General features: G+C 44.6%; 13 protein-coding genes. 10 read left to right on the plus strand and 3 right to left on the minus strand.

The window, feature by feature from the left end; all coding sequences use genetic code 11:
- Positions 1-190 precede the first annotated feature (190 nt).
- Positions 191-1429, minus strand: coding sequence for a septal ring lytic transglycosylase RlpA family protein (locus H6F73_RS27275; protein ID WP_199330518.1), 1239 nt, complete (start codon positions 1427-1429; stop codon positions 191-193).
- Positions 1430-2047: 618 nt separating this feature from the next.
- On the opposite strand from H6F73_RS27275, the gene H6F73_RS13425 reads away from it, so the two are divergent.
- The 8 genes from H6F73_RS13425 (at position 2048) to H6F73_RS13460 (ending at position 11369) form a co-directional block, all read left to right on the plus strand.
- On the plus strand, positions 2048-3277 hold the full coding sequence (locus H6F73_RS13425; RefSeq protein ID WP_190759216.1) for an ABC transporter substrate-binding protein: 1230 nt from the start codon (positions 2048-2050) through the stop codon (positions 3275-3277).
- Positions 3278-3396: 119 nt separating this feature from the next.
- Entirely contained in the window at positions 3397-4347 is a 951-nt protein-coding gene (locus tag H6F73_RS13430; RefSeq protein ID WP_190759217.1) for a branched-chain amino acid ABC transporter permease, read from the plus strand.
- 40 nt (positions 4348-4387) lie between these two features.
- A complete protein-coding gene (locus tag H6F73_RS13435; protein WP_190759218.1) occupies positions 4388-5176 on the plus strand; it encodes an Rpn family recombination-promoting nuclease/putative transposase in 789 nt (262 codons plus the stop codon).
- 115 nt (positions 5177-5291) lie between these two features.
- Complete coding sequence (locus H6F73_RS13440) at positions 5292-6221, plus strand: branched-chain amino acid ABC transporter permease (protein WP_190759219.1); 930 nt, start codon at positions 5292-5294, stop codon at positions 6219-6221.
- Positions 6222-6232: 11 nt separating this feature from the next.
- Positions 6233-7057, plus strand: coding sequence for an ABC transporter ATP-binding protein (locus H6F73_RS13445; protein WP_190759650.1), 825 nt, complete (start codon positions 6233-6235; stop codon positions 7055-7057).
- Positions 7058-7123: 66 nt separating this feature from the next.
- Positions 7124-7846 carry an ABC transporter ATP-binding protein gene (locus tag H6F73_RS13450; protein WP_190759220.1) on the plus strand — a complete coding sequence of 241 codons (723 nt, stop codon included), beginning with the start codon at positions 7124-7126 and terminating at the stop codon, positions 7844-7846.
- A gap of 753 nt (positions 7847-8599) precedes the next feature.
- Positions 8600-10312, plus strand: a complete 1713-nt coding sequence (locus tag H6F73_RS13455) for an ABC transporter ATP-binding protein/permease (RefSeq protein ID WP_190759221.1) — start codon at positions 8600-8602, stop codon at positions 10310-10312.
- A 193-nt stretch (positions 10313-10505) separates the two neighbouring features.
- Positions 10506-11369, plus strand: coding sequence for an EamA family transporter (locus H6F73_RS13460; RefSeq protein WP_190759222.1), 864 nt, complete (start codon positions 10506-10508; stop codon positions 11367-11369).
- Positions 11370-11375: 6 nt separating this feature from the next.
- Here H6F73_RS13460 and H6F73_RS13465 read toward each other — a convergent pair whose 3' ends face one another.
- Positions 11376-11867, minus strand: a complete 492-nt coding sequence (locus H6F73_RS13465) for a GNAT family N-acetyltransferase (RefSeq protein ID WP_190759223.1) — start codon at positions 11865-11867, stop codon at positions 11376-11378.
- Positions 11868-12139: 272 nt separating this feature from the next.
- Between H6F73_RS13465 and H6F73_RS13470 the strand changes: the two genes are divergently transcribed.
- Positions 12140-14389: a GAF domain-containing protein gene (locus tag H6F73_RS13470; protein ID WP_190759224.1), complete on the plus strand. Its 2250-nt coding sequence runs from the start codon at positions 12140-12142 to the stop codon at positions 14387-14389.
- 645 nt (positions 14390-15034) lie between these two features.
- Here H6F73_RS13470 and H6F73_RS13475 read toward each other — a convergent pair.
- Complete coding sequence (locus H6F73_RS13475) at positions 15035-17215, minus strand: transglycosylase SLT domain-containing protein (protein WP_190759225.1); 2181 nt, start codon at positions 17213-17215, stop codon at positions 15035-15037.
- A gap of 959 nt (positions 17216-18174) precedes the next feature.
- Here H6F73_RS13475 and H6F73_RS13480 point away from each other — a divergent pair.
- A complete protein-coding gene (locus H6F73_RS13480) occupies positions 18175-19653 on the plus strand; it encodes a leucyl aminopeptidase (RefSeq protein ID WP_190759226.1) in 1479 nt (492 codons plus the stop codon).
- The last annotated feature ends 107 nt before the right edge of the window (positions 19654-19760 follow it).

The following is a 19760-nucleotide window of genomic DNA, read 5'->3' on the forward strand; positions in this document are numbered from 1 at the left end:
CAAAAAATTTAGAAAAATTGCGGCAAAATCTCGAAGTCGAGCTGGAAAATTTAACGTCACCAATTCTCGCATCAATTACTGTACGGCATGATATCTTATCAGCTTTATGTGTAGTTGACTTTTAGAGAATTAGTATACATTTGCTCTCAACACGAGCGAGCAGAAATTCCTTGTGTTTCTCCTCTCTTCCCTAGCTTCTAGTCTTTTGCATGACGACAGCCTCCACCGGCACGACTCCAGATTCCACACTATTGAGGCATCGGGCTGCCTCACGGGAGAGATCCAAGGCTCTATCCCCAACATAAGGGCCACGATCATTGACTCGCACAATCACGGTCTTGCGACTTTCCAGGCTGGTTACTTTCAAATAGGTATCGAAAGGCAAGGAGGGATGGGCGGCAGTAAGTTCTGTTTGCCGATACGTTTCACCTGTGGCAGTGGGGCGACCTTCAAAATAAGGCCCATACCAAGAAGCCAACCCCGCAATTTTCCTTGGTGTTTCCACCAATTGATGCATCTTCGCTTGAGCTTCTACTAGGGTTAATGGGGGAGTTTCTAGAGCAATTCGGAGATTGTTCACCCACTCAATCGCTAGTAATTCGCGGTTAGTTTTAAGACCGGCACTTAGTTTTTTATCGATTGTCAGGATTATGCGAGTGCCGGCTTTAAGCGCAGGCATTCCATTCACCATTGTCGGCTGTAGTTGTGCCGGCTGGAAATGCCGGTCTTTTAAAGATTGTTCTAAAGCCTGAGCAATCTTATTTGCTTGGGCGCGTCCGGGCACTTCTGCAATCACATATTCCTTCACCCGAACCTGAAACGTCTCCAGGTTGGAGGATGAGCCGGCAGCCTCCCGATCCTGTCTCGACTTCAAATTTCGCCAAAAGCCTTGCAGCTTGGTGTCTCCAGCCTTAGCTTGAGTGCTGCCGGCTTGAGCGTTTTGCTCGGTGCGAATAACCACCACCGACACCGGCACCGTCTGAGAGGGGGGTTCAACTCTCTCGGTTCGAGGCACTAAATTGTGAAAAAACTCAAAAATTTTATTCGCGGAATCGCTTTCAACTGGAACTTTGACATCCAACGGTTCAAACGGCTGCTGAGTGGTTTGTGAAACCGTGATTAATTGAGGGGTTTGCGGCACTTGCTCAGAAGGGCAAAGCGGTTTGTCTGCAAAATTTAGCCACGGCCAAGAACGGAACGGTTTGACTCGCTTTAGTTGAGGGGAATTGCGTCCCCGCTGAAGCATCCAATTAAGCGGCAGCAGGACAACTGGGGGAGCAAATGAACTTGAAATGCTTGTACTTGCTTTTGCCTGAGAGAACCAAGAATGAGACCAATTAATCTCAAAACCGGCTGCCGATAAACCTTTGGCTGGAACTGCGCTGATTAAGGGAACGGGGCTTTTGGCTAACCCGTGACCAGATGCCACTACACAGCTCAAACAAGGTGTTATCCAAATAAGTCCGAGAAACGGCATGGGCTTTCCTCTGCTACAAGTTGTGTGCGATCAGTTGGCTCCTTAAAAAATAGAAACGATCCTTCATAATTCGTAACGTATATGCACCACTAAGTAAATAGTAATAAGCGATACCCCAGCCGAAAGTCAACCTTTTTGTCTACGAATGCTGTGATCCCAGGCCCAAAAGCTGCTTATTTTCGTCCATACAGATTGCCGGCAACCAGCCTGTTTCCCTGTTTAGCAGGGGCACTTGAGGGGCAGATAGCGCTCAAAAATTAGCGATGGCACCCGTGAGTAAACAGCGGCGTTCGGCTGTAAAATACAACATCTGTTGCTGTTGAGATCAGTTAGAGCCTTGCAAACCAGTGCGGAATCTATCGAGAATCCTTTACTTTTTCAATGAAAGAGCCGGTTGCATCGCCGGCTTAATCAGGCTGCCGGTGATGCGAGTGAGCCTGAAAAAATGGCCAATTGTGATCATTGGATGCGCGATAGACTTAACCGAGTGCCGGTAAAAAAACAAAAATAGGCTCTTTAATTGGTTACAGCTTCAGTAAAATATTCTCAAAGAATTTCCCTTTAGTTGTTATGAAAAAATTTGCTGTTCATCGTACCTGTGCTTTATTTGTTACTTTGGCTGTATTGCTAAGTGCTTGTGGTGAGACAAATAGTGCTTCAAATTCCTCAACTGAAACCACGTCTTCAACAACAGCCGGCTCATCTGGGGCAATTCCTATTGGCGTTGCGGTAGGACAAACCGGCAACGTTGGTTTAATCGGTCAAGAATCTGTTGCCGGTGCAAAAATTGCTGAAAAATATTTCAATGACAAAGGCGGTGTTGACGGCACCCCCATTAAACTGATTCTTGAAGACACGGGAGGGGATGAAGCCGGCGCGATTAATGCCTTTCAATCGTTGATTACTAAACACAAAGTCGTTGGCATTGTTGGGCCGAGCCGGTCACAGCAAGGGTTTGCTGCCCAGCCGGTGGCAAATAACGCCAAAGTGCCGGTACTTGGGCCTTCTACTACGGCTAAAGGAATTCCCCAAATTGGAGACTATATCGCTCGCGTTTCAGCACCCGTAACGATCGTTGCACCCAATGCAGTGAAAGCAGCAATTAAGCTCAATCCTAAGCTCAAAAGAGTTGCCGTTTTTTATGCTCAAGATGATGCTTATAGCAAATCTGAAACAGACATTTTTCAGCAGACTGTGAAGGAACAAGGACTTGATCTTGTCACCGTCCAAAAGTTCCAAACAACTGACACAGACTTTCAAACCCAAGCAACTAACGGGATGAATTTAAAACCCGATCTAGTGATTATTTCTAGTCTAACTTCTGACGGAGGAAACTTGGTTCGGCAATTGCGAGAACTCGGTTATAAAGGCTTAATTATTGGGGGTAACGGTCTCAATACTCCTAATGTCTATCCAGTCTGTAAAGCACTTTGTGATGGGGTGTTAGTTGCCCAAGCTTACAGTCCTGAGCATTCGAGCGAAATCAATAACGTGTATCGCACAGCTTATACCAATCAATATAAAAAAGATCCCCCTCAATTTAGCGCTCAAGCTTTCACCGCTGTTCAAGTATTCGTAGAAGCCCTAAAAGCAGTCGATCAGAAAACTGACATTTCTAAAATGTCCCTTCCTCAACTGCGAACAGAACTGAACAAACAGATATTAGCTGGAAAGTACGATACGCCCATCGGTGAGATTTCTTTTACCTCAGAAGGAGAAATCGTTCAGAAAGATTTTTACGTCGCTCAAATCAAAATGGATGCTGATGGAAACAAGGGTAAATTTACTTACCTGAAATAAGGGTATTGCTTTTAAGAAGTCACGCAAAGGAACGCAGAGTCAATGAAAATCTTTGCGTTTCTTTGCGTTTAGTATAAAATAAGCGCGTCCCTAATCGATGGAGATCAATTAGAATAATTATGGATTTAACTTTATTTTTTCAACAATTTCTTAACGGGTTATCGATTGGGAGTGTTTATGCCATTTTTGCACTGGGATACACTCTCATCTTCTCTATTTTGGGCATTATTAATTTCGCACATGGGGCAATTTTTACCCTAGGTGCCTACTTTACTTATGCGTTGATGGGTGGTGCCTTCGGTTTTAATGGATTATTAGCAAACGCACAATTGCCTATTCGCTTACCTTTTATCTTGGCATTGCTTTTAGGCAGTACCCTAGCCGGTTTGGTTGGAGTGGCTGTGGAACGTTTGGCTTTTCGACCTTTGCGCCGGCAGGGTGCAGATCCGCTGCTGACGGTGGTTTCAAGCTTAGGGGTGGCCTTAGTTATTGTCAATTTAATTCAGTATTTAGTGGGGGCAGAAAGCTACACATTTCCCGCTAATACTTATGGCAATTTGCCCCCATCCATTAACTTTGGTACGCCGGAAAACCCCATCCCTATTCGCACAGTTCAGATAGTAATCTTTGGGGTTTCTGTGTTAATTTTGCTAATCCTCACTTATTTCATCAATCGCACGAAATACGGGAAAGCAATGCGGGCTGTTGCTGAAGATGGGCTGACGGCTAGTTTGCTTGGGATTAACACGGATTTTTTTATCGTTCTGACATTTTTTATCAGCAGCTTTTTGGCAGGATTGGCGGGAACGTTAGTCGGTTCTAGCGTGAGTATTGCCGGCCCTTATTTTGGAATTGCTGTTGGGCTTAAAGGCTTAGCAGTGATTGTGTTGGGAGGTTTAGGCAGTATTCCCGGTGCAGTGGTGGGGGGTTTGGCAATTGGACTGGTGGAGGCGTTTGTACCGGGAGAATTTTCTGCCTATAAAGATGCGGTTGCCTTTGGGATATTGTTTTTCATGCTATTAGTTAAACCTGAAGGCTTGCTGGGCCGCCGGTTTGTGCAAAAAGTGTAGGGCATCAGGCTTTTAAAATGCTTTTTAATCTGCCTAAGTCATGAAAACAGATAGCCTCTTTTATCAGATTTTTCAAACATTTCCCGGCATTTTCTTTGAGTTAATCGGTCAGCCGGCATCCGAAGGCAATGCTTATCAGTTCCAGTCAGTTGAAATTAAGGAAACCGTTAAACGTATTGATGGCGTGTTTGTGCCGGCAACTGAGACTCAACAGCCGATCTATTTTGTTGAAGTTCAATTTCAGTCTGACAAGGATTTTTACTACCGATTCTTTACTGAAATTTTCCTCTATCTAGGGCAAAACAAACCAAAAAAAGATTGGCGTGCAGTGCCGGTGTTTTATCAACGCCGGCTCGATCCAGGAGTCCCCATAGAATATCAGTGTCTGCTTGCCAGTCAGCAAGTGCAGTGGGTTTACTTAGATGAATTAGGTGAAACCGCAAACCAATCACTGGGAGTGGGAATGGTGCAATTAGTGGTTGAAGATGAGGCAACCGCACAGCGACAAGCCAGACAGTTAATCCAGAAAGCGCAGATAGAGCTTGAGGATGAGGCAATTAAGCGAAAGGTGATAGAATTTATTGAGACAATCTTGCTCTATAAATTTCCCAATTTAAGCCGGCAGGAGATAGAAGCCATGTTTGACTTAAGTGAGTTAAAGCAGACGAGATACTTTCAAGATATTAAGGAAGAAGGCAAGTTAGAAGGCAAGTTAGAAACAGTGCCTCGGCTAGTGCAATTAGGGTTAAGTTTTGAACAGATAGCAGCAGCATTAGAGTTGGATATTGAAAGGGTAAGGCAGGCATCTGAAAGACAATCTGATAGCTGAATTTAGGGAGTGGCTAATTGGTAAAAAGCCGATCGCAGTTGCGATAAAGTTGCTGAGTTTCAAAATTGTAAAAAGTAACCGTTAATAATATTTGTAATGGGTATCGTTAATTGCAATGGAAAATTTTTTCAGTACCTACGGATTTCTAATTGTATCCATGATCATGGGGGCGTTGCTGGGACTGTCCTTGTATTTGCCACTGATGGCTGGGCAACTCTCTCTAGCTAGCCCTGGTTTTTATGCCTTGGGCGGGTATATTTCGGCAATATTGTCAACTAAAGTTTTTCCCCCTACTGAGGGTTTCTTTCCCTTCCATCTGCTGCTTTTAGAAATGCTGATTGCCGGCATTGTTAGCGGAATATTAGGTCTTTTAGTCGGAATACCGGCACTGAGATTGCGAGGAATTTATTTAGCGATCGCCACTATCGCTTTTGTTGAAGTTCTGCGAGTTTTATCCCTGAATTTAGAAATCACTGGCGGCGCAGTTGGAATTTTTGGGATTCCTCAACCTTTTGCCACTCCCCTTGAATATTTGTGGGTGGCAGTGCCGTTACTAATAATTAGTATGGTTTTACTTTACCGGCTCGAACGCATTCGCGTCGGACGGGCGCTGACAGCTATTCGTGAGGATGAATTGGCTGCCGGTGCAGTAGGGATTAATCCAACTTACTACAAAGTTTTAGCATTTACTTTAGGTGCAATTTTAGCCGGCATTGTTGGAGCCATTAGCGCTCACTTTCTCAATACTTGGAACGCCCGTCAGGGTACATTTGATGCCAGTATCGTTTACTTAACCTCAGTTTTAATTGGTGGCACCCGAACCTTTGTCGGGCCGGTGTTAGGAGGTATGGTATTTACAGCACTGCCTGAAATATTGAGATCCCTTGCAGAAATCCCTCGCTTACCCATTTGGTTAGCAGAATTTTTGCGAGATGGGCGGCTAATTATTTTTGGTGTGCTAATTGTTGTAGGGACAATATTTTTCCCCCAAGGTTTAGTAACGCCCGAATTATTTAAAAAACGCCGGCAGACGCAGCGATGGTAATTTATAACTGTATGAAAGCACAAAACACAAGCCAAGATTCAACGGCTACAAATGAAAGAACTTGCCTAGAAGCAAAGACTTTAACTCGCAAATTTGGGGGTTTAGTTGCTGTCAATGAAGTGTCTTTCACCGTAAAGCAAAATGAAATATTCGGCCTGATAGGCCCAAATGGAGCAGGAAAAACAACGCTATTTAATTTAATGACTGGAATGATCGTTCCTTCTAGCGGGGAACTGATTTATCAAGGGCAAAACATTTCCGCCCTCAAACCGCATCAAATTGCCGCTAAAGGAATTGCCCGAACCTTCCAAAATATTCGTTTATTTGCCGATTTGTCAGCACTAGAAAACGTGATGGTTGCTAGACATCTCCATAATCGCGGCGTAGAAAATCCTTTATTATCTTGGGTAATTGGGGTGCTGGGTTTGCCACCGGCACCCAAAGAAGAACGTCAAACCCGCGAAAAAGCTTTGGAATTACTAAATATGGTAGGGTTGAGCGATCGCGCCGGCGAAAAAGCCAAAAACTTTTCCTACGGCGATCAGCGCCGCCTGGAAATCGCCAGAGCACTAGCTTTAGAACCGCAAGTGTTACTGCTTGATGAACCGGCTGCCGGTATGAACACCAATGAGAAGCAACAACTAAGTGAATTTATCCGGGAGATGCGTGATTCTTTTAACTTAACCATCATCTTAATTGAGCATCATGTGCCCTTAGTTATGGGTTTGTGTGAGCGCATTGCTGTCTTGCATTTCGGTCAATTAATTGCTTTGGGAAACCCCGCATCCGTCAGAAGCGATCCCGCCGTAATTGAAGCCTATTTAGGAGATGAATAAAAAATTAATAGGGGAAATGGGAAGGAATTTAAGTTAAAAATATTTTTAAATTAATCTGAGGTTTGCATGGAATTAACTAGCACATTGTTATTAGAAATTAAGGAATTATATGTTAATTATGGCGGAATTCAAGCATTGCAAGACATTAATATAACAATTAACAGCGGCGAGGTGGTAACGCTGATTGGCGCAAATGGAGCCGGTAAAAGCACAACATTGCGAGCGATTTCTAAAATTGTCAATCCGCGCAAAGGTAAGATTTTCTACCGGGGGCGCGATATTACGCGACGCCAAGCTCATGAAGTGGTGCGCCTAGGCATTGCTCATAGTCCAGAAGGACGCCGAGTGCTCGCGCGGCAAACGGTTCTTGATAACTTGGAATTAGGCGCATATATCCGCTCGAATTTGACGGAAGTGAAGGCAGATTTGGATCGGCAATTTGAACTTTTTCCGCGTCTAGCAGAACGCCGGCAGCAGTTAGCTGGAACACTCAGCGGCGGCGAACAGCAAATGCTGGCGATTGCGAGGGCGTTAATGAGCCGGCCAAAATTGTTACTTTTAGATGAACCTAGTCTGGGGTTAGCACCGGCGATCGTGCGCGAGATTTTTTCGATCATCCAAAACTTGCGTACCACCGGCGTCACTATTCTTTTGGTCGAACAAAATGCTAGCCTCGCATTGCAAACTGCTGATCGGGGCTATGTCCTCGAAGCCGGTCACATTACCCTCACCGGCGCAGCGTCAGACTTACTAAAAGATGAGCGAGTCAAGCAGGCTTATTTAGGGTAAAGCGAAAGGCCGTCATACTTTTGCCTGGAAAACAACTTAATTAAATGCTTGAACCAGCATTTCTCACAAGCCCATTTCATTTGGGTAATTGAGAGAATTTTTTTTATTTATTTTTGAGTATTTGAAGCCTCTTCATCCTGAAATTTTTATTGACTTGTGCTTTAACTCTCAATTAATCATGGGTGATTTATAGCTTTTCTGAAACTTTCATGGTTTGTAGTTTTTTTAATTCACTAAAACCTTACTACAACAAAATCTGTTAGTTATCTGAGAGTTATCCGGTTTCATTTGAATCAAATTTTATTGTTATATAAAAATTACCTAACTGCCTCTTTATTTATTTTTTTGCTTTTTCTTTCATATATAAATTTTCATTTTAATTTTAACCTAACTGATTAAGCAGTTCCTCTTAAAGACTTGCCATCGGCCCAAATGACATGGTTGGTGGCGATCCCCATCTGAAACACATCCTCTGCCTGTAGAATAAACAAGCCCAGTTCAATTATGCTGAGGTGATGTGTTCAACAAGACCTGTAGCCTCTCAACAACTACGGCAAAAGCCTCTAGGCGTTCTGGAATGATCACGAGGGGCCAAAATCAAAACAAATTTTTGATTGAAGCCAACACAACATCACGATCATTTATAACCTTGGAAACGCTCAATCTCTGTGACTTTCCTCGCTGAAACTTTAACCTCTGTATTAATGTCAAGCTTTTATTAACCAGAGATGTGCATTGCTCAAAACAAAGAAAATGAACAGATTCGACTGGCAGTTGTGGCAGCAGTTTTTGGCGCTTGCCAAACCCTATTGGTATTCTGAAGAAAAATGGAAAGCCAGGGGATTACTGGCGATTTTGCTGTTGTTGTTGCTGTTAGTTAGTGGCATTAATGTGACCATTAGCTATGTAAATAGAGATTACATGACCGCCCTCTCCAACAAAGATGCTTCCAAATATTTTCATCTATTGTTTGTTTATGGCGGTGTGTTTGCGGTTGCCACTCCAATTGTGGTGTTTTATCGCTACGTGCGAAAACAACTCAGTCTTTACTGGCGGGAGTGGCTAACCAATTATTTTGTAGATAGATATTTTCGCAACCGCGCGTATTATCAAATTCATGAGAATAGAAACATTGATAATCCAGATCAGCGCATCTCTGAAGATATCCGATCATTTACTCAAGAAAGCCTTGAATATTTGTTGATTTTGCTCAATGCCGGCATCGATTTGATAGCCTTTATTGGCATTCTCTGGTCAATTTCTATCCCACTTGTGAGCGTGCTCGTTCTCTACGCGACAGTCGGCACCGGCATGACCATTTGGTTCGGTAAGCGACTGATCGGGTTAAACTTCAACCAGTTGCGAAGAGAAGCCAATTTTCGTTATGGCTTAGTGCGTATTCGTGACAACGCCGAATCTATTGCATTTTATCAGGGAGAACAACAGGAATCAAATCAGGTAAAGCGACAATTAATGGAGGTCATTCGCAATTTTAATATTCTCATTGGTTGGGAACGAAACTTAGATTTTTTCACCACTGGCTATCGCTATCTTGTCGTCATTGTACCTTCATTAATCGTCGCTCCCTTGTATTTTGCCGGCCATGTTGAATTTGGAGTAATTACGCAAGCAATTTTTGCTTTCAGGCAGGTTTTAGACGCCCTCTCTGTGATAGTCGATGAGTTTGACAAACTCAGCGTGTTTGCGGCTGGAATTAATCGCTTAGAAGGCATTACTGAAGTTTTGGAAAAACCCACCCCAACTCGCAAGCTGGAAACACCTTGCATTGAAAGGAGAACCGGCTCTTATTTAGCCCTTAAGCATCTAACTTTGCAAATTCCCAACTCGAATAAAATTTTGGTTAGGGATCTGTCTGTTACGATTCAACCGAGTGAAGGATTATTAATCGTTGGTCCTAGTGGTGCCGGCAAGAGTTCCTTAATGCGTGCGATTGCGGGATTGTGGGACAGTGGCACCGGCTCTCTGATCAGACCGAATTTAGAGGAAATGCTGTTTTTACCCCAGCGTCCTTACATGATTTTAGGTTCCTTACGCACCCAATTACTTTACCCCAGCACTCACCGAAATATTGCAGACAAAGAACTCAAAAAAGTGTTGCTGCAAGTCAACCTTGAATATCTGCTAGATAGAGTAAGTGGGTTTGATGCAGAGTTAGACTGGGGAGATGTTTTATCGGTTGGGGAACAACAGCGCCTCGCCTTCGCCCGTCTACTGCTTTCTTCACCGCGCTACGCCTTTTTAGATGAAGCCACAAGCGCTTTAGATATTAAAAATGAGCAGTCTCTTTACCAGCATTTGCAAGCGACAAACACAACATTTATCAGTGTTGGTCATCGTGCTAGCTTGCTGAAGTATCACCAGCACGTTTTAGAGCTAAAAGGAGATGCCAGTTGGCGGCTGGTGCCGGTTGAAGCTTATGCTGCCGGCGCAAGTTCTTTAGTCTAGAAAAAGGAAAGAAAGAGAAAGTAAACAGTAAAATCTACTTTTACTTTCCTCTTTTCCTCCCATACTTCAATTGAAATTGCTTGTTTTGCTCAATAACTCTAACTTAAGGATGATGACCGGCAGCCCCTTAAGATGAACAATTATTGCAAGTCTATTACACTCCTTCTAGTGCAAAATTCTTATCTGATAGCTTATGCTTTGGTTTCTTCTATCTTTTTTGACAGCTTTCTTTGAAGCGATTAAAGATGTTTTCGGTAAACAAGGTCTTAAAAATAACGATGAATACGTCGTTTCTTGGGCGCTCACTTTTTTTTGCGCTGTTTTTTTAATTCCTTTTACAATCTTATTTAAAATTCCTCCTTTGGGAAACCTGTTTTGGATCTCCCTGGCCATTGGTGGCCTTCTAAATACGATCAGCACCCTGCTTTACATCAAAGCCATTAAAGAATCCGATTTATCACTGACGCTTCCGATGATCGCTTTAACGCCTTTATTTATGGTGATCACCTCTCCTTTAATTGTGGGAGAGTGGCCAGACAAATTTGATCTGGTGGGGATTGTGCTATTAGTAATCGGCTCTTATCTATTAAATATTAAAGAAAAATCTAAAGGTTACTTAGCTCCATTTCGAGCGTTGGTGCAAACCAAAGGGCCACGCTATATGTTAATTGTGGCATTTATCTGGAGCATTACCTCCAACTTTGATAAGCTGGGTGTGCAAAATTCCTCGCCTGTTTTTTGGGTCATGGCGTTGTTTATCGTAATGACGTTAATGTTACTACCTATCCTGTTATTCAAAACCTCTCAGCCGGCAAAGAAAATTATCAAAGGATTGCCCGTTTTACTGGCAATGGGTCTGTGCTGCGCTTTAGCCGTAATTTTCCAAATGCAAGCGCTAACGATGACCCTGGTTGTTAAGGTCATTGCTATCAAGCGTACGAGCGTTTTAATGGGAGTATTATTGGGTTACTTTATTTTTAAAGAAAAAGGCATTAAAGAGCGATTTCTCGGCTCAGCAACAATGATTGTAGGGGTTTTATTCATGACATTATTCTAGAAAAAGTTAGGGTAATAGATGCTTGACATATACCCGATCACACCGGCTCGTCTCTACCCCAGTTGCCGGTTGATAACCGCTGCTTTCATAGAGACGTGTAGCTTCTTTCAATACGCTGGCGGTTTCAATCCAAATCGTTTGAAAATTGCGATCGGCAATCGCTTTTTCTAGCTGTTGCAGTAAGAATTTACCTAATCCTTGTCCTCTTGCTTCGGGCAAAAGATACATTTTGCGAATTTCCACCGCATTAATGCCCCGCTTCACCGGATAATAAGCGCCGGTGCCCACCAGTTGAGCCTGCTTTTCAATTACCCAAAACTCGCCGCCGGCAGATAAGTAACACGCTTCAATTTCCAATACATCCCGATCTGCACCGGCAGCTTCCCAACCCAAACCATACTCAGCTAAAACGTCCCGAATGATCGCCGCAGCGCCGGCTCGATCCTGCGGTTGCCACGAACGAATTAAAAAATCTTGATAAAATGTCTTGCCTGTCATGAATAACCAGTGTTCAAATTTAAGCTGCGTGAATGTACGGGTGCTATTATCCGTGAACTTACGGAAAGCAACGTTTGATGACTTTTCGGAGGTTAAACTGAGATCATTGAGATTATACTTTATAAATTATAAATAGAAAATTTCTCCCTTACTCCCAATTGCCGGTTAATTATATCTCTGTCAATTTTAAATTTTGTTCAAACGCTACAAATTTAACTTATAAGAATCGGCGAAAATCATAGAAATAACCCTTCTGAGAGGCAGAGAAACAAATGGCTCAAGTTAGTTTAAAGAAAATTCTTTCTAAAAAAGAATGCTTGTCTGCGCTCCAGAACCTCATTGCTGCAATGGGTAAAGCCATTAGCGTTGAGGATACAGACGGCAAAATCTTGATAGGAAGCGAACTCAAAAATCCCAGCGAGAAGTATCCTGTCGAAGTTTCAGATGAAGTGATTGGCTCGGTAAGTGGAGACGAGAGTGCATCTGCTGTCGCCGGCTTGCTTTCTTATTTAGCAAATAAAGAACTAGAAAAGAAAACCCTAGCACTTGAATTATTAGATAAATATAGAGAAAGTGAATTTTTTTATGAAACCTCTCAAAAAATCACTGCTAGCTTGGATCTTAAAGAAGTTACTAAATTGATCGTTGAGGAAGCCCAAAGACTAATAGAGGCAACCGGCGGCTCAGTCATGTTAGTAAATGAAAGTACCGACAAGCTTGAGATCGTTTCCGCATTCGGTCAAGAATGGAATTTAAACCTAACCCGAAAACTCGGTGAAGGCATCGTTGGCAGCATTGTATTAACCGGCAAAGGAGAAATCGTTAACGAAGTCTTATCAGATGCTAGATATATTGCCGATCATGAGCCAATTAGCTCTTTAATTTGCGTTCCTTTAAAAACCAAAGATAAAGTCATCGGTGCCCTCGCACTCAGTAGCACTTGCCCGTTCACCTATCGGGCAGAGGATCTTAAACTCCTCACCATGCTTGCTTTTCAGGCAGCCTCAGTCATCGAAAACGCATTGCTTCATGAAAACAAGCTCAAAGAAAGCCGGCGAGATGCCTTACTTTTCCGGTTGGCTAGCCAGATCCGTTTATCCTTAAACCTCGACACTATTTTAGAAACGGCAGTGAGCGAGATTCGCACACTTTTACAGATTGATCGCTGCCAGTTTATTTGGTATCGACCGGCAGCCCAGAAAAAAGAAGAATTGAGATTGAAACAAGAAGAATTTGTTTTTCCCCATTCTCAACTATCAACCCTTAATTATAGTAGTTGGGAAGTGGTACATGAATCAAAAAAATCTGATTTACCAAGCTTGTTGGGCTGCTGTTCTGCTGTAGAAATTGGAAGTTTCACGCAGAACCTGCTAAAGATGGAAAGGTTTCAAGCCGATGCGGTGGCAAATCTTAGCGATCCGGTTCTGCAAAAATTCTTTGAGGGACGAGGCATTAAATCTGTATTAGCGCTGCCTATACAAACGCGATCAGGGGCAATTGGTGTAGTGAGCTGTGCGAGTAGTGAAAACGTGCGACCCTGGAGTGAGCATGAAGTGGAACTCTTGCACGCGATTGCCAATCAACTCGCACTGGCACTCGATCAAGCAGAACTTTACGATCAAACTCGCATTGCCGCCGCTGTTGCCCAAGCGCAAACCCAAGAGTTGCAGCAAACCCTCCACGAATTGCAACAAACCCAATCTCAATTAATTCAGAGCGAAAAGATGTCTTCTTTGGGACAATTGGTTGCCGGTGTCGCTCACGAAATCAACAATCCCGTTAACTTTATTTACGGCAATCTTTCCCACGCCCATGACTACACCCAACAGTTACTTCAACTGTTGGAACTTTATCAGCAGGGCAACCAAAATCTAATTGAAGCCTATGCAGAAGAGATTGAACTGGAATTCTTAATCGAAGATTTACCCAAATTACTGTCATCTATGCATCTGGGAGTTGATCGCATCCGCCAGATTGTGCTGTCATTGCGAAATTTCTCGCGAGTGGATCAAGCGCAGATGAAGCCGGTAGATATTCACGAGGGAATTGATAGCACTTTGTTGATCTTGCAGCATCGCTTGAAAACAACATCAGGAAAGACAGGAATTCAGGTTATTAAAGAGTACGGCAATCTGCCACAAGTGGAATGCTACGCCGGCCAACTTAACCAAGTTTTTATGAACATTCTGAGCAACGCCCTCGATGCTTTAGAGGAGCAGGAACAACCGGGTATTATCACCATTTCTACCGAAGCTTTAGAACCCTATGCGGGCGGCGTGACGATTCGGATTCGAGATAACGGCCCAGGCATGACTGAGGCAGTTAAATCAAAATTGTTTGACCCGTTTTATACCACAAAGCCGGTGGGAAAAGGCACCGGATTGGGGCTATCGATTAGCTACGAAATTGTGGTAGATAAACATCGGGGAGTTCTCAGGTGCTTATCTCAGCCGGGAGAGGGAACAGAGTTTGTTATAGAAATTCCGGTAACACAATCAGCAGCCTTTAAGCTTGCCGGTTAGCAGCTACGACGCATTGAATTAATTTCACAGAATTCTTCATCGGGCATCCTTCACGTGTGTCTGATGAACTGACTAAAAGGACTAGATTAAGCAAGTGGTATAAGGGCAGAGGAATTGTATAAAAATTGAATTAATTTCACAAAGATAGTTGCTATCTTTTAAAGTTCTTCCCTGACGACTTGTTCCATAAACTGAGCAACCGACCCATCGTTTCGCATCCTTAAGGGTACACAATAGTCCTAAATCTTTGAAGCAGCGGCGCGTTAGTTCCATTCGCTGCAGAGCTTGCGCTGCTCTCCCTTGCCGGGTGAATGTGAAAAGGAAGATCGCCCACAGCAATTCTGGAACCCAAAATTAGAGGCGCAGAACACCGAGAATACTAGCTACACCCGATGCTACGCTGTACAATACACTCCGTTCTAAGCCTCATGCTACACATCGTGTTACATAGATTGTTATACATAATACTACATTCAGTAAACAACAAATAATACATCTAATGCTATACCCGATTAAATACAGATGATAGGGGAGGGTGCCGGCAGATAAATGCAGATAAGGTTAATAAGCAAATAGGGTATGTCTACCGGCAGGCAGGCATACCCCTAGCTGTGTGAGCTTCTAAGGTTTTTGTAAGCAGTCCGCTCATTTTTTCGATGTAGTTTGCATCGCTTCTGAGTGTTCGGCTAAGCGTTGGCTTAGTTCTGGATTGTACAGTCTCAGGTAATTCCAGTAGTTGCCAAAGACAGATTTGACGTAGGTTTGAGTTTCCTCGAAAGGAATCTTTTCTACAAAGATATCGGGATCGCTGAAACCGTATTTAGCAATCCAATCAGCTACATTACTAGGGCCGGCATTGTAACTCGCTACGGCTAACAAAGAGTTATTTTTGTATTCGCGGTGCGTGAAATCTAAATAGCCAGTCCCTAGTTGGATGTTGTCATCTGGATTGTCTAGTTTGTATTGTTTAACGCCAAACGTTTTAGCAACTTCAGCGCCCGTTTCTGGCATTACCTGCATTAATCCAACTGCACCCACACCCGATTTAATTGCCGGCATAAAACGCGATTCCTGCCGAATCAAGCCGGTTACCAGTAGGGAATTGAGCTTGCGAGCTTCAGACCAGTTAACAATACTATCCAAAAATGGAAATGGATAAAGCGCGTGCCAGTAAGCGCGTTCTTGTTTGAGGGTTTCGTATTGCAGTTTCTCTTCAGGTTTATCTCGCTGATCTAAACTGCCTATCATGAAAAGGGCTTCTAAATTATCGCCAACTGCCAGCCGCATTAAACCATCTGTAAACTGTTCTGCAACCGTTGGCTCCATCGGGGTTTTAAATTCTACGTGCCAAAGTCTCCAAGCATCCACTCCTTGACCAAGTTGGTAGAGTTCTTTTAACACCTCAGAACCTGTGGGCAGATTGGGCAGCACTTCTGGCTGTAGTACAAGCGGTGTGCGATCTCTAACGGTTGTGAAGTCTCCCACATCCCAACCCAATAGGACAGCAGCACGCCAAGCATAGTAAGATTCTGGATACTTTGCGAGCACCCACTCAAACGCTTGCTTAACTTCGGCATCTTTGCCTAAAATCTTCCCCCATTTGCCGGCCCAGAAAGCCGCCTCTGGCGCTTGCTCACTGTCAGGGTTTTCTGTAATAATTTGCTGCGCCAATTGCCAAGCTCTTTGCACATCGGTCACAGCGGCTCGTTGCTGAGCCTGAGTCCAGCGCAACTTTGCAGCAGCGTTAGATTTGCTGTGTTCGCTCAGAAGTGTTTTACGCACTTGTTCCGCTGCTTTGGCATTTTTCCGGCTGTCTAGAACTTTTGCTTTTTCTAATAGAGCCTCCGGTGCTTTTTCTGGAAACCGCTTGACAACTGCATCAAGATAGTCAATCGCCTGTTTGGGACTGACTAACTCTTGCAGGCGCAACAGTCCTGTGGCAGTTTCTTCAGCTGCTGGATATTCTCGCAACAGCTTTTTATAAGCACTCTCAGCCGAGTCTTGTTTTTCCCCTAGCTGCAACCCCCGACCGGCACGGTATGCGTTGCGCGGTGTGCGGGTGGCTTTGGCGTAGGCAGCGCCGGCTTTGCCATACACCTGCTTTTCCCAATAACCGAAGGCGACGGCTTCCCACTCTTCTTCCGTCAGTTTTTCCCCAAACTTAGTGTCGAGCCGGTCTAACACAGAAATAATATCTGGGTGGTAAAGGCCGTGTTTCGCCAGTACCATCAGCATCTCCTGCTGATTGGGCTTTTTCTGCAACCGAAGGCTGGCAATTTCAACGCTGCGGGGGTGCTTGGGAAATTCCTCGATTGCTCGATCCCAGTATTTGCCATCTTTTTGGCCCAGCGCAAACAAAGCTTCTGCCGCCACCGGCTCTTTACCATGACGCTTGAGAACTTCTTGCCAAGCCTCCTCAGCCTTCCCGGCATCCCCAGCGACTTCATAAGCGCGGGCGCGTTGCACAGCAATATGGCCGGCGAGAAGCGGATAATCATTCTCCAACCCTTCCAACCATTTCAGCGCCTCAGTTCCCTGCTGCTGCCCAATCAGATCGCTGGCGAGAAGATAACGAGCGCGGCTGCGATCTTGCGATTTTGGCTCCTGCGCCAGCGCCTCCAGCTTTGACGCCCGTTTTTCCGGTGATAACTGCGCTAGCGGCAACACTTCCGATTTCGGGTCTTGGACATCCACCTGCTTCAGCTCGTTTTGGAACATCCCGACTCCGTTCCATATTATTACCGGCAAGCTAATTCCGAGTACCAGAACACAGATTCCTGTCCCGATTGCCACAGAAACGTTGGGTTTGCGTCGTTGCTTGAACATGGATAAGGTTAAGCCTTCAAGAGTTTTGAGTTTTGAGGTTTGAGCCTGCAAGAGTTTTGAGTTGGGACTTCACTCCTATCCGGGCGAAGCCTGAGCGGGCTTTTTGGGCAATCGCCCCTACGACTCCTGACTTTTGACTCTCACTTTGATGAGCTAAGCGCTGGCTCCTGACATATTAACTTTTATTTTTATAAATAGTGACTCAAATCATAAACAATTGCAAACGTTTAGTTGGCCCGCAAGTTATCTCAGGTTTGTCAACCACAACACCCTAACTGCCGGTTAAAGGCATTGGAGATGGCGCTACAACTGAGATTCAGGATTTTATTGATGTCAGCGTTAATCCATATTTGCTAACCATCCGGCTCAGGCACAATCGAAATATCAGCGAATTCGGCTTCCCAATGCAATGTTATCTCGCTAACCAGCCTGAAGAATACACTAAATTTTTGACAACTCTCGCTTTATTGATAAAATCTAGCGCTTCTTAATCTTAGGAAACACGGAAAAGACAGAAAGTCATTGGGGGGCTTCCCCCCAAACCCCCCATTGGGGGACGCACCCGTCCCCCAAACCCCCTCCACAAGGGTTCATCGGCTATGCCTCATGGATCTAAGAATTGCTATATTAGAGCCAAATTAAAAAAATATAAATTATGATTTAAATCGCTTATGAATTTCCTAAAATCTGCTAATAGTTAAGCTATATTTTTTCTCTATAATAAAATTTTCCGGGTTTATAATTCTCAAAATTTAAAAGTAAAAATAGACTTAGGCCAAATGAGGTAAAAAGCAGCAGTATCACACCCCTTATGCAGACGAACCAGGATGCTCGGCCAGAGATTTCCGCACAAGGACTTTGGCCGAATCGGCGCAAACAGCCCAGACGTTTTAATTATAAAATTGAATAAGTTTTGCCATAGTAGTAATGGTATAAGTAATCAAAAGGTAGAAGGCAGAATGGATTTTCGAGCGACTGAACTTAGCTTCTTGGATTGGTCAGGGGATGCCCTAGCGATCGGATTGTTTGAGGATGCCGTGGAATTAACCGGCAATTTGGCGCAACTCGATGAAAAGCTAGCCGGCACCTTGAAAGAACTGATTGAAGAAAGCGAATTTAAGGGAAAAGACGGCAGCAGCGCCGTAACTCGCGTTGGCACCGGCAGCCCCATTCGCAAAATCATTGTAGTCGGTTTGGGCAAAGCAGACGCCCTGAAATTAGACAGCTGGCGTCGGGCTGCCGCTGCGGCTGCGCGATTGGCAAATAAAGAAAAGTGCAAAACTTTGGGGTTAGCGCTGCCGGTGTGGCATGAGGCACCGGATGCCACAGCAGAGGCGATTGTGGAAGGCGCAGAACTGGCTCTCTATCAGGATAATCGCTTTAAGTCAGACACAGAAAATAAAGGGCTAAAACTAGAACACATTGATTTGCTGGGGTTAGCCGGCACAGAAGCATCCATCACCCGTGCTCAGCAAATTTGTGCCGGTGTGATGCTAGCACGCCAACTCGTTGCAGCGCCGGCGAATTCGGTAACGCCAATCACAATGGCAGAAGCCGCCCAAGCAATTGCCTCGGAACACGGCTTAGAGATTGAAATCCTTGAACGAGAAGCCTGCGAAGAACTCGGCATGGGAGCCTTTTTAGGCGTTGCTCTAGCCTCGGATCTGCCGCCCAAGTTCCTCCACCTCACCTACAAACCAGAAGGGACGCCGCGCCGCAAACTGGCAATTGTGGGCAAGGGTTTGACCTTTGACTCTGGCGGTTTGAACATCAAAGTTGCCGGCAGCGGGGTGGAGATGATGAAGGTAGACATGGCGGGTGCCGGTGCAACCCTAGGTGCGGCTAAGGCGATCGCGCTGCTCAAGCCAGATGTGGAGGTTCACTTCATCTCAGCCGTGACTGAAAATATGATTAGCGGCCACGCCATGCGCCCCGGTGACATCCTCAAGGCTTCAAATGGCAAAACGATTGAAATTAACAACACGGATGCAGAGGGGCGTTTGACCCTGGCAGATGCCTTAGTGTTTGCAGAAAAGCTGGGGGTTGACGCAATTGTAGATTTAGCGACCCTCACCGGCGCGTGTATTATCGCGTTGGGCGATGATATTGCCGGCTTATGGAGTCCTGATGATGCAGTGGCAAATCAACTGCTCAAAGCATCGGAAATGGCCGGTGAAAAGTTCTGGCGGATGCCTTTGGAAGAGAAATATTTTGAAGGCTTAAAATCTCCGATCGCGGATATGAAAAATACCGGCCCGCGTCCCGGTGGTTCAATTACTGCCGCTTTGTTTCTGAAGCAATTTGTTAAAGAAACGCCTTGGGTTCACCTAGATATTGCAGGGCCGGTTTGGACGGATAAAGAAAGCGGTTATAACAGCGTCGGGGCCACCGGCTTCCCCGTTCGCACGCTTGTTAATTGGGTGTTAAGTGATGCTTGATGGGGATTTTTAACCGCAGATTCCGCAGATAAACGCAGATAACAGATGGATGTATTTCTTCCTCGAATTAAAATAAGAGGAAGAAATATTGAGTAAATCCTAGCAAG

Origin of the sequence: Microcoleus sp. FACHB-68 (genome assembly GCF_014695715.1) — a bacterium.
Taxonomy (GTDB): Bacteria; Cyanobacteriota; Cyanobacteriia; order Cyanobacteriales; family Oscillatoriaceae; genus FACHB-68.

What these genes read in the sequence shown, in the direction of transcription:
- H6F73_RS13465 (WP_190759223.1), bottom strand. Translation starts at nt 11,867, where the DNA reads ATGACAGGCAAGACATTTTATCAAGATTTTTTAATTCGTTCGTGGCAA.
- H6F73_RS13450 (WP_190759220.1), top strand. Translation starts at nt 7,124, where the DNA reads ATGGAATTAACTAGCACATTGTTATTAGAAATTAAGGAATTATATGTT.
- H6F73_RS13445 (WP_190759650.1), top strand. Translation starts at nt 6,233, where the DNA reads ATGAAAGCACAAAACACAAGCCAAGATTCAACGGCTACAAATGAAAGA.
- H6F73_RS13435 (WP_190759218.1), top strand. Translation starts at nt 4,388, where the DNA reads ATGAAAACAGATAGCCTCTTTTATCAGATTTTTCAAACATTTCCCGGC.
- H6F73_RS13460 (WP_190759222.1), top strand. Translation starts at nt 10,506, where the DNA reads ATGCTTTGGTTTCTTCTATCTTTTTTGACAGCTTTCTTTGAAGCGATT.
- H6F73_RS13440 (WP_190759219.1), top strand. Translation starts at nt 5,292, where the DNA reads ATGGAAAATTTTTTCAGTACCTACGGATTTCTAATTGTATCCATGATC.
- H6F73_RS13475 (WP_190759225.1), bottom strand. Translation starts at nt 17,215, where the DNA reads ATGTTCAAGCAACGACGCAAACCCAACGTTTCTGTGGCAATCGGGACA.
- H6F73_RS13425 (WP_190759216.1), top strand. Translation starts at nt 2,048, where the DNA reads ATGAAAAAATTTGCTGTTCATCGTACCTGTGCTTTATTTGTTACTTTG.
- H6F73_RS13430 (WP_190759217.1), top strand. Translation starts at nt 3,397, where the DNA reads ATGGATTTAACTTTATTTTTTCAACAATTTCTTAACGGGTTATCGATT.
- H6F73_RS13455 (WP_190759221.1), top strand. Translation starts at nt 8,600, where the DNA reads ATGAACAGATTCGACTGGCAGTTGTGGCAGCAGTTTTTGGCGCTTGCC.
- H6F73_RS13470 (WP_190759224.1), top strand. Translation starts at nt 12,140, where the DNA reads ATGGCTCAAGTTAGTTTAAAGAAAATTCTTTCTAAAAAAGAATGCTTG.
- H6F73_RS13480 (WP_190759226.1), top strand. Translation starts at nt 18,175, where the DNA reads ATGGATTTTCGAGCGACTGAACTTAGCTTCTTGGATTGGTCAGGGGAT.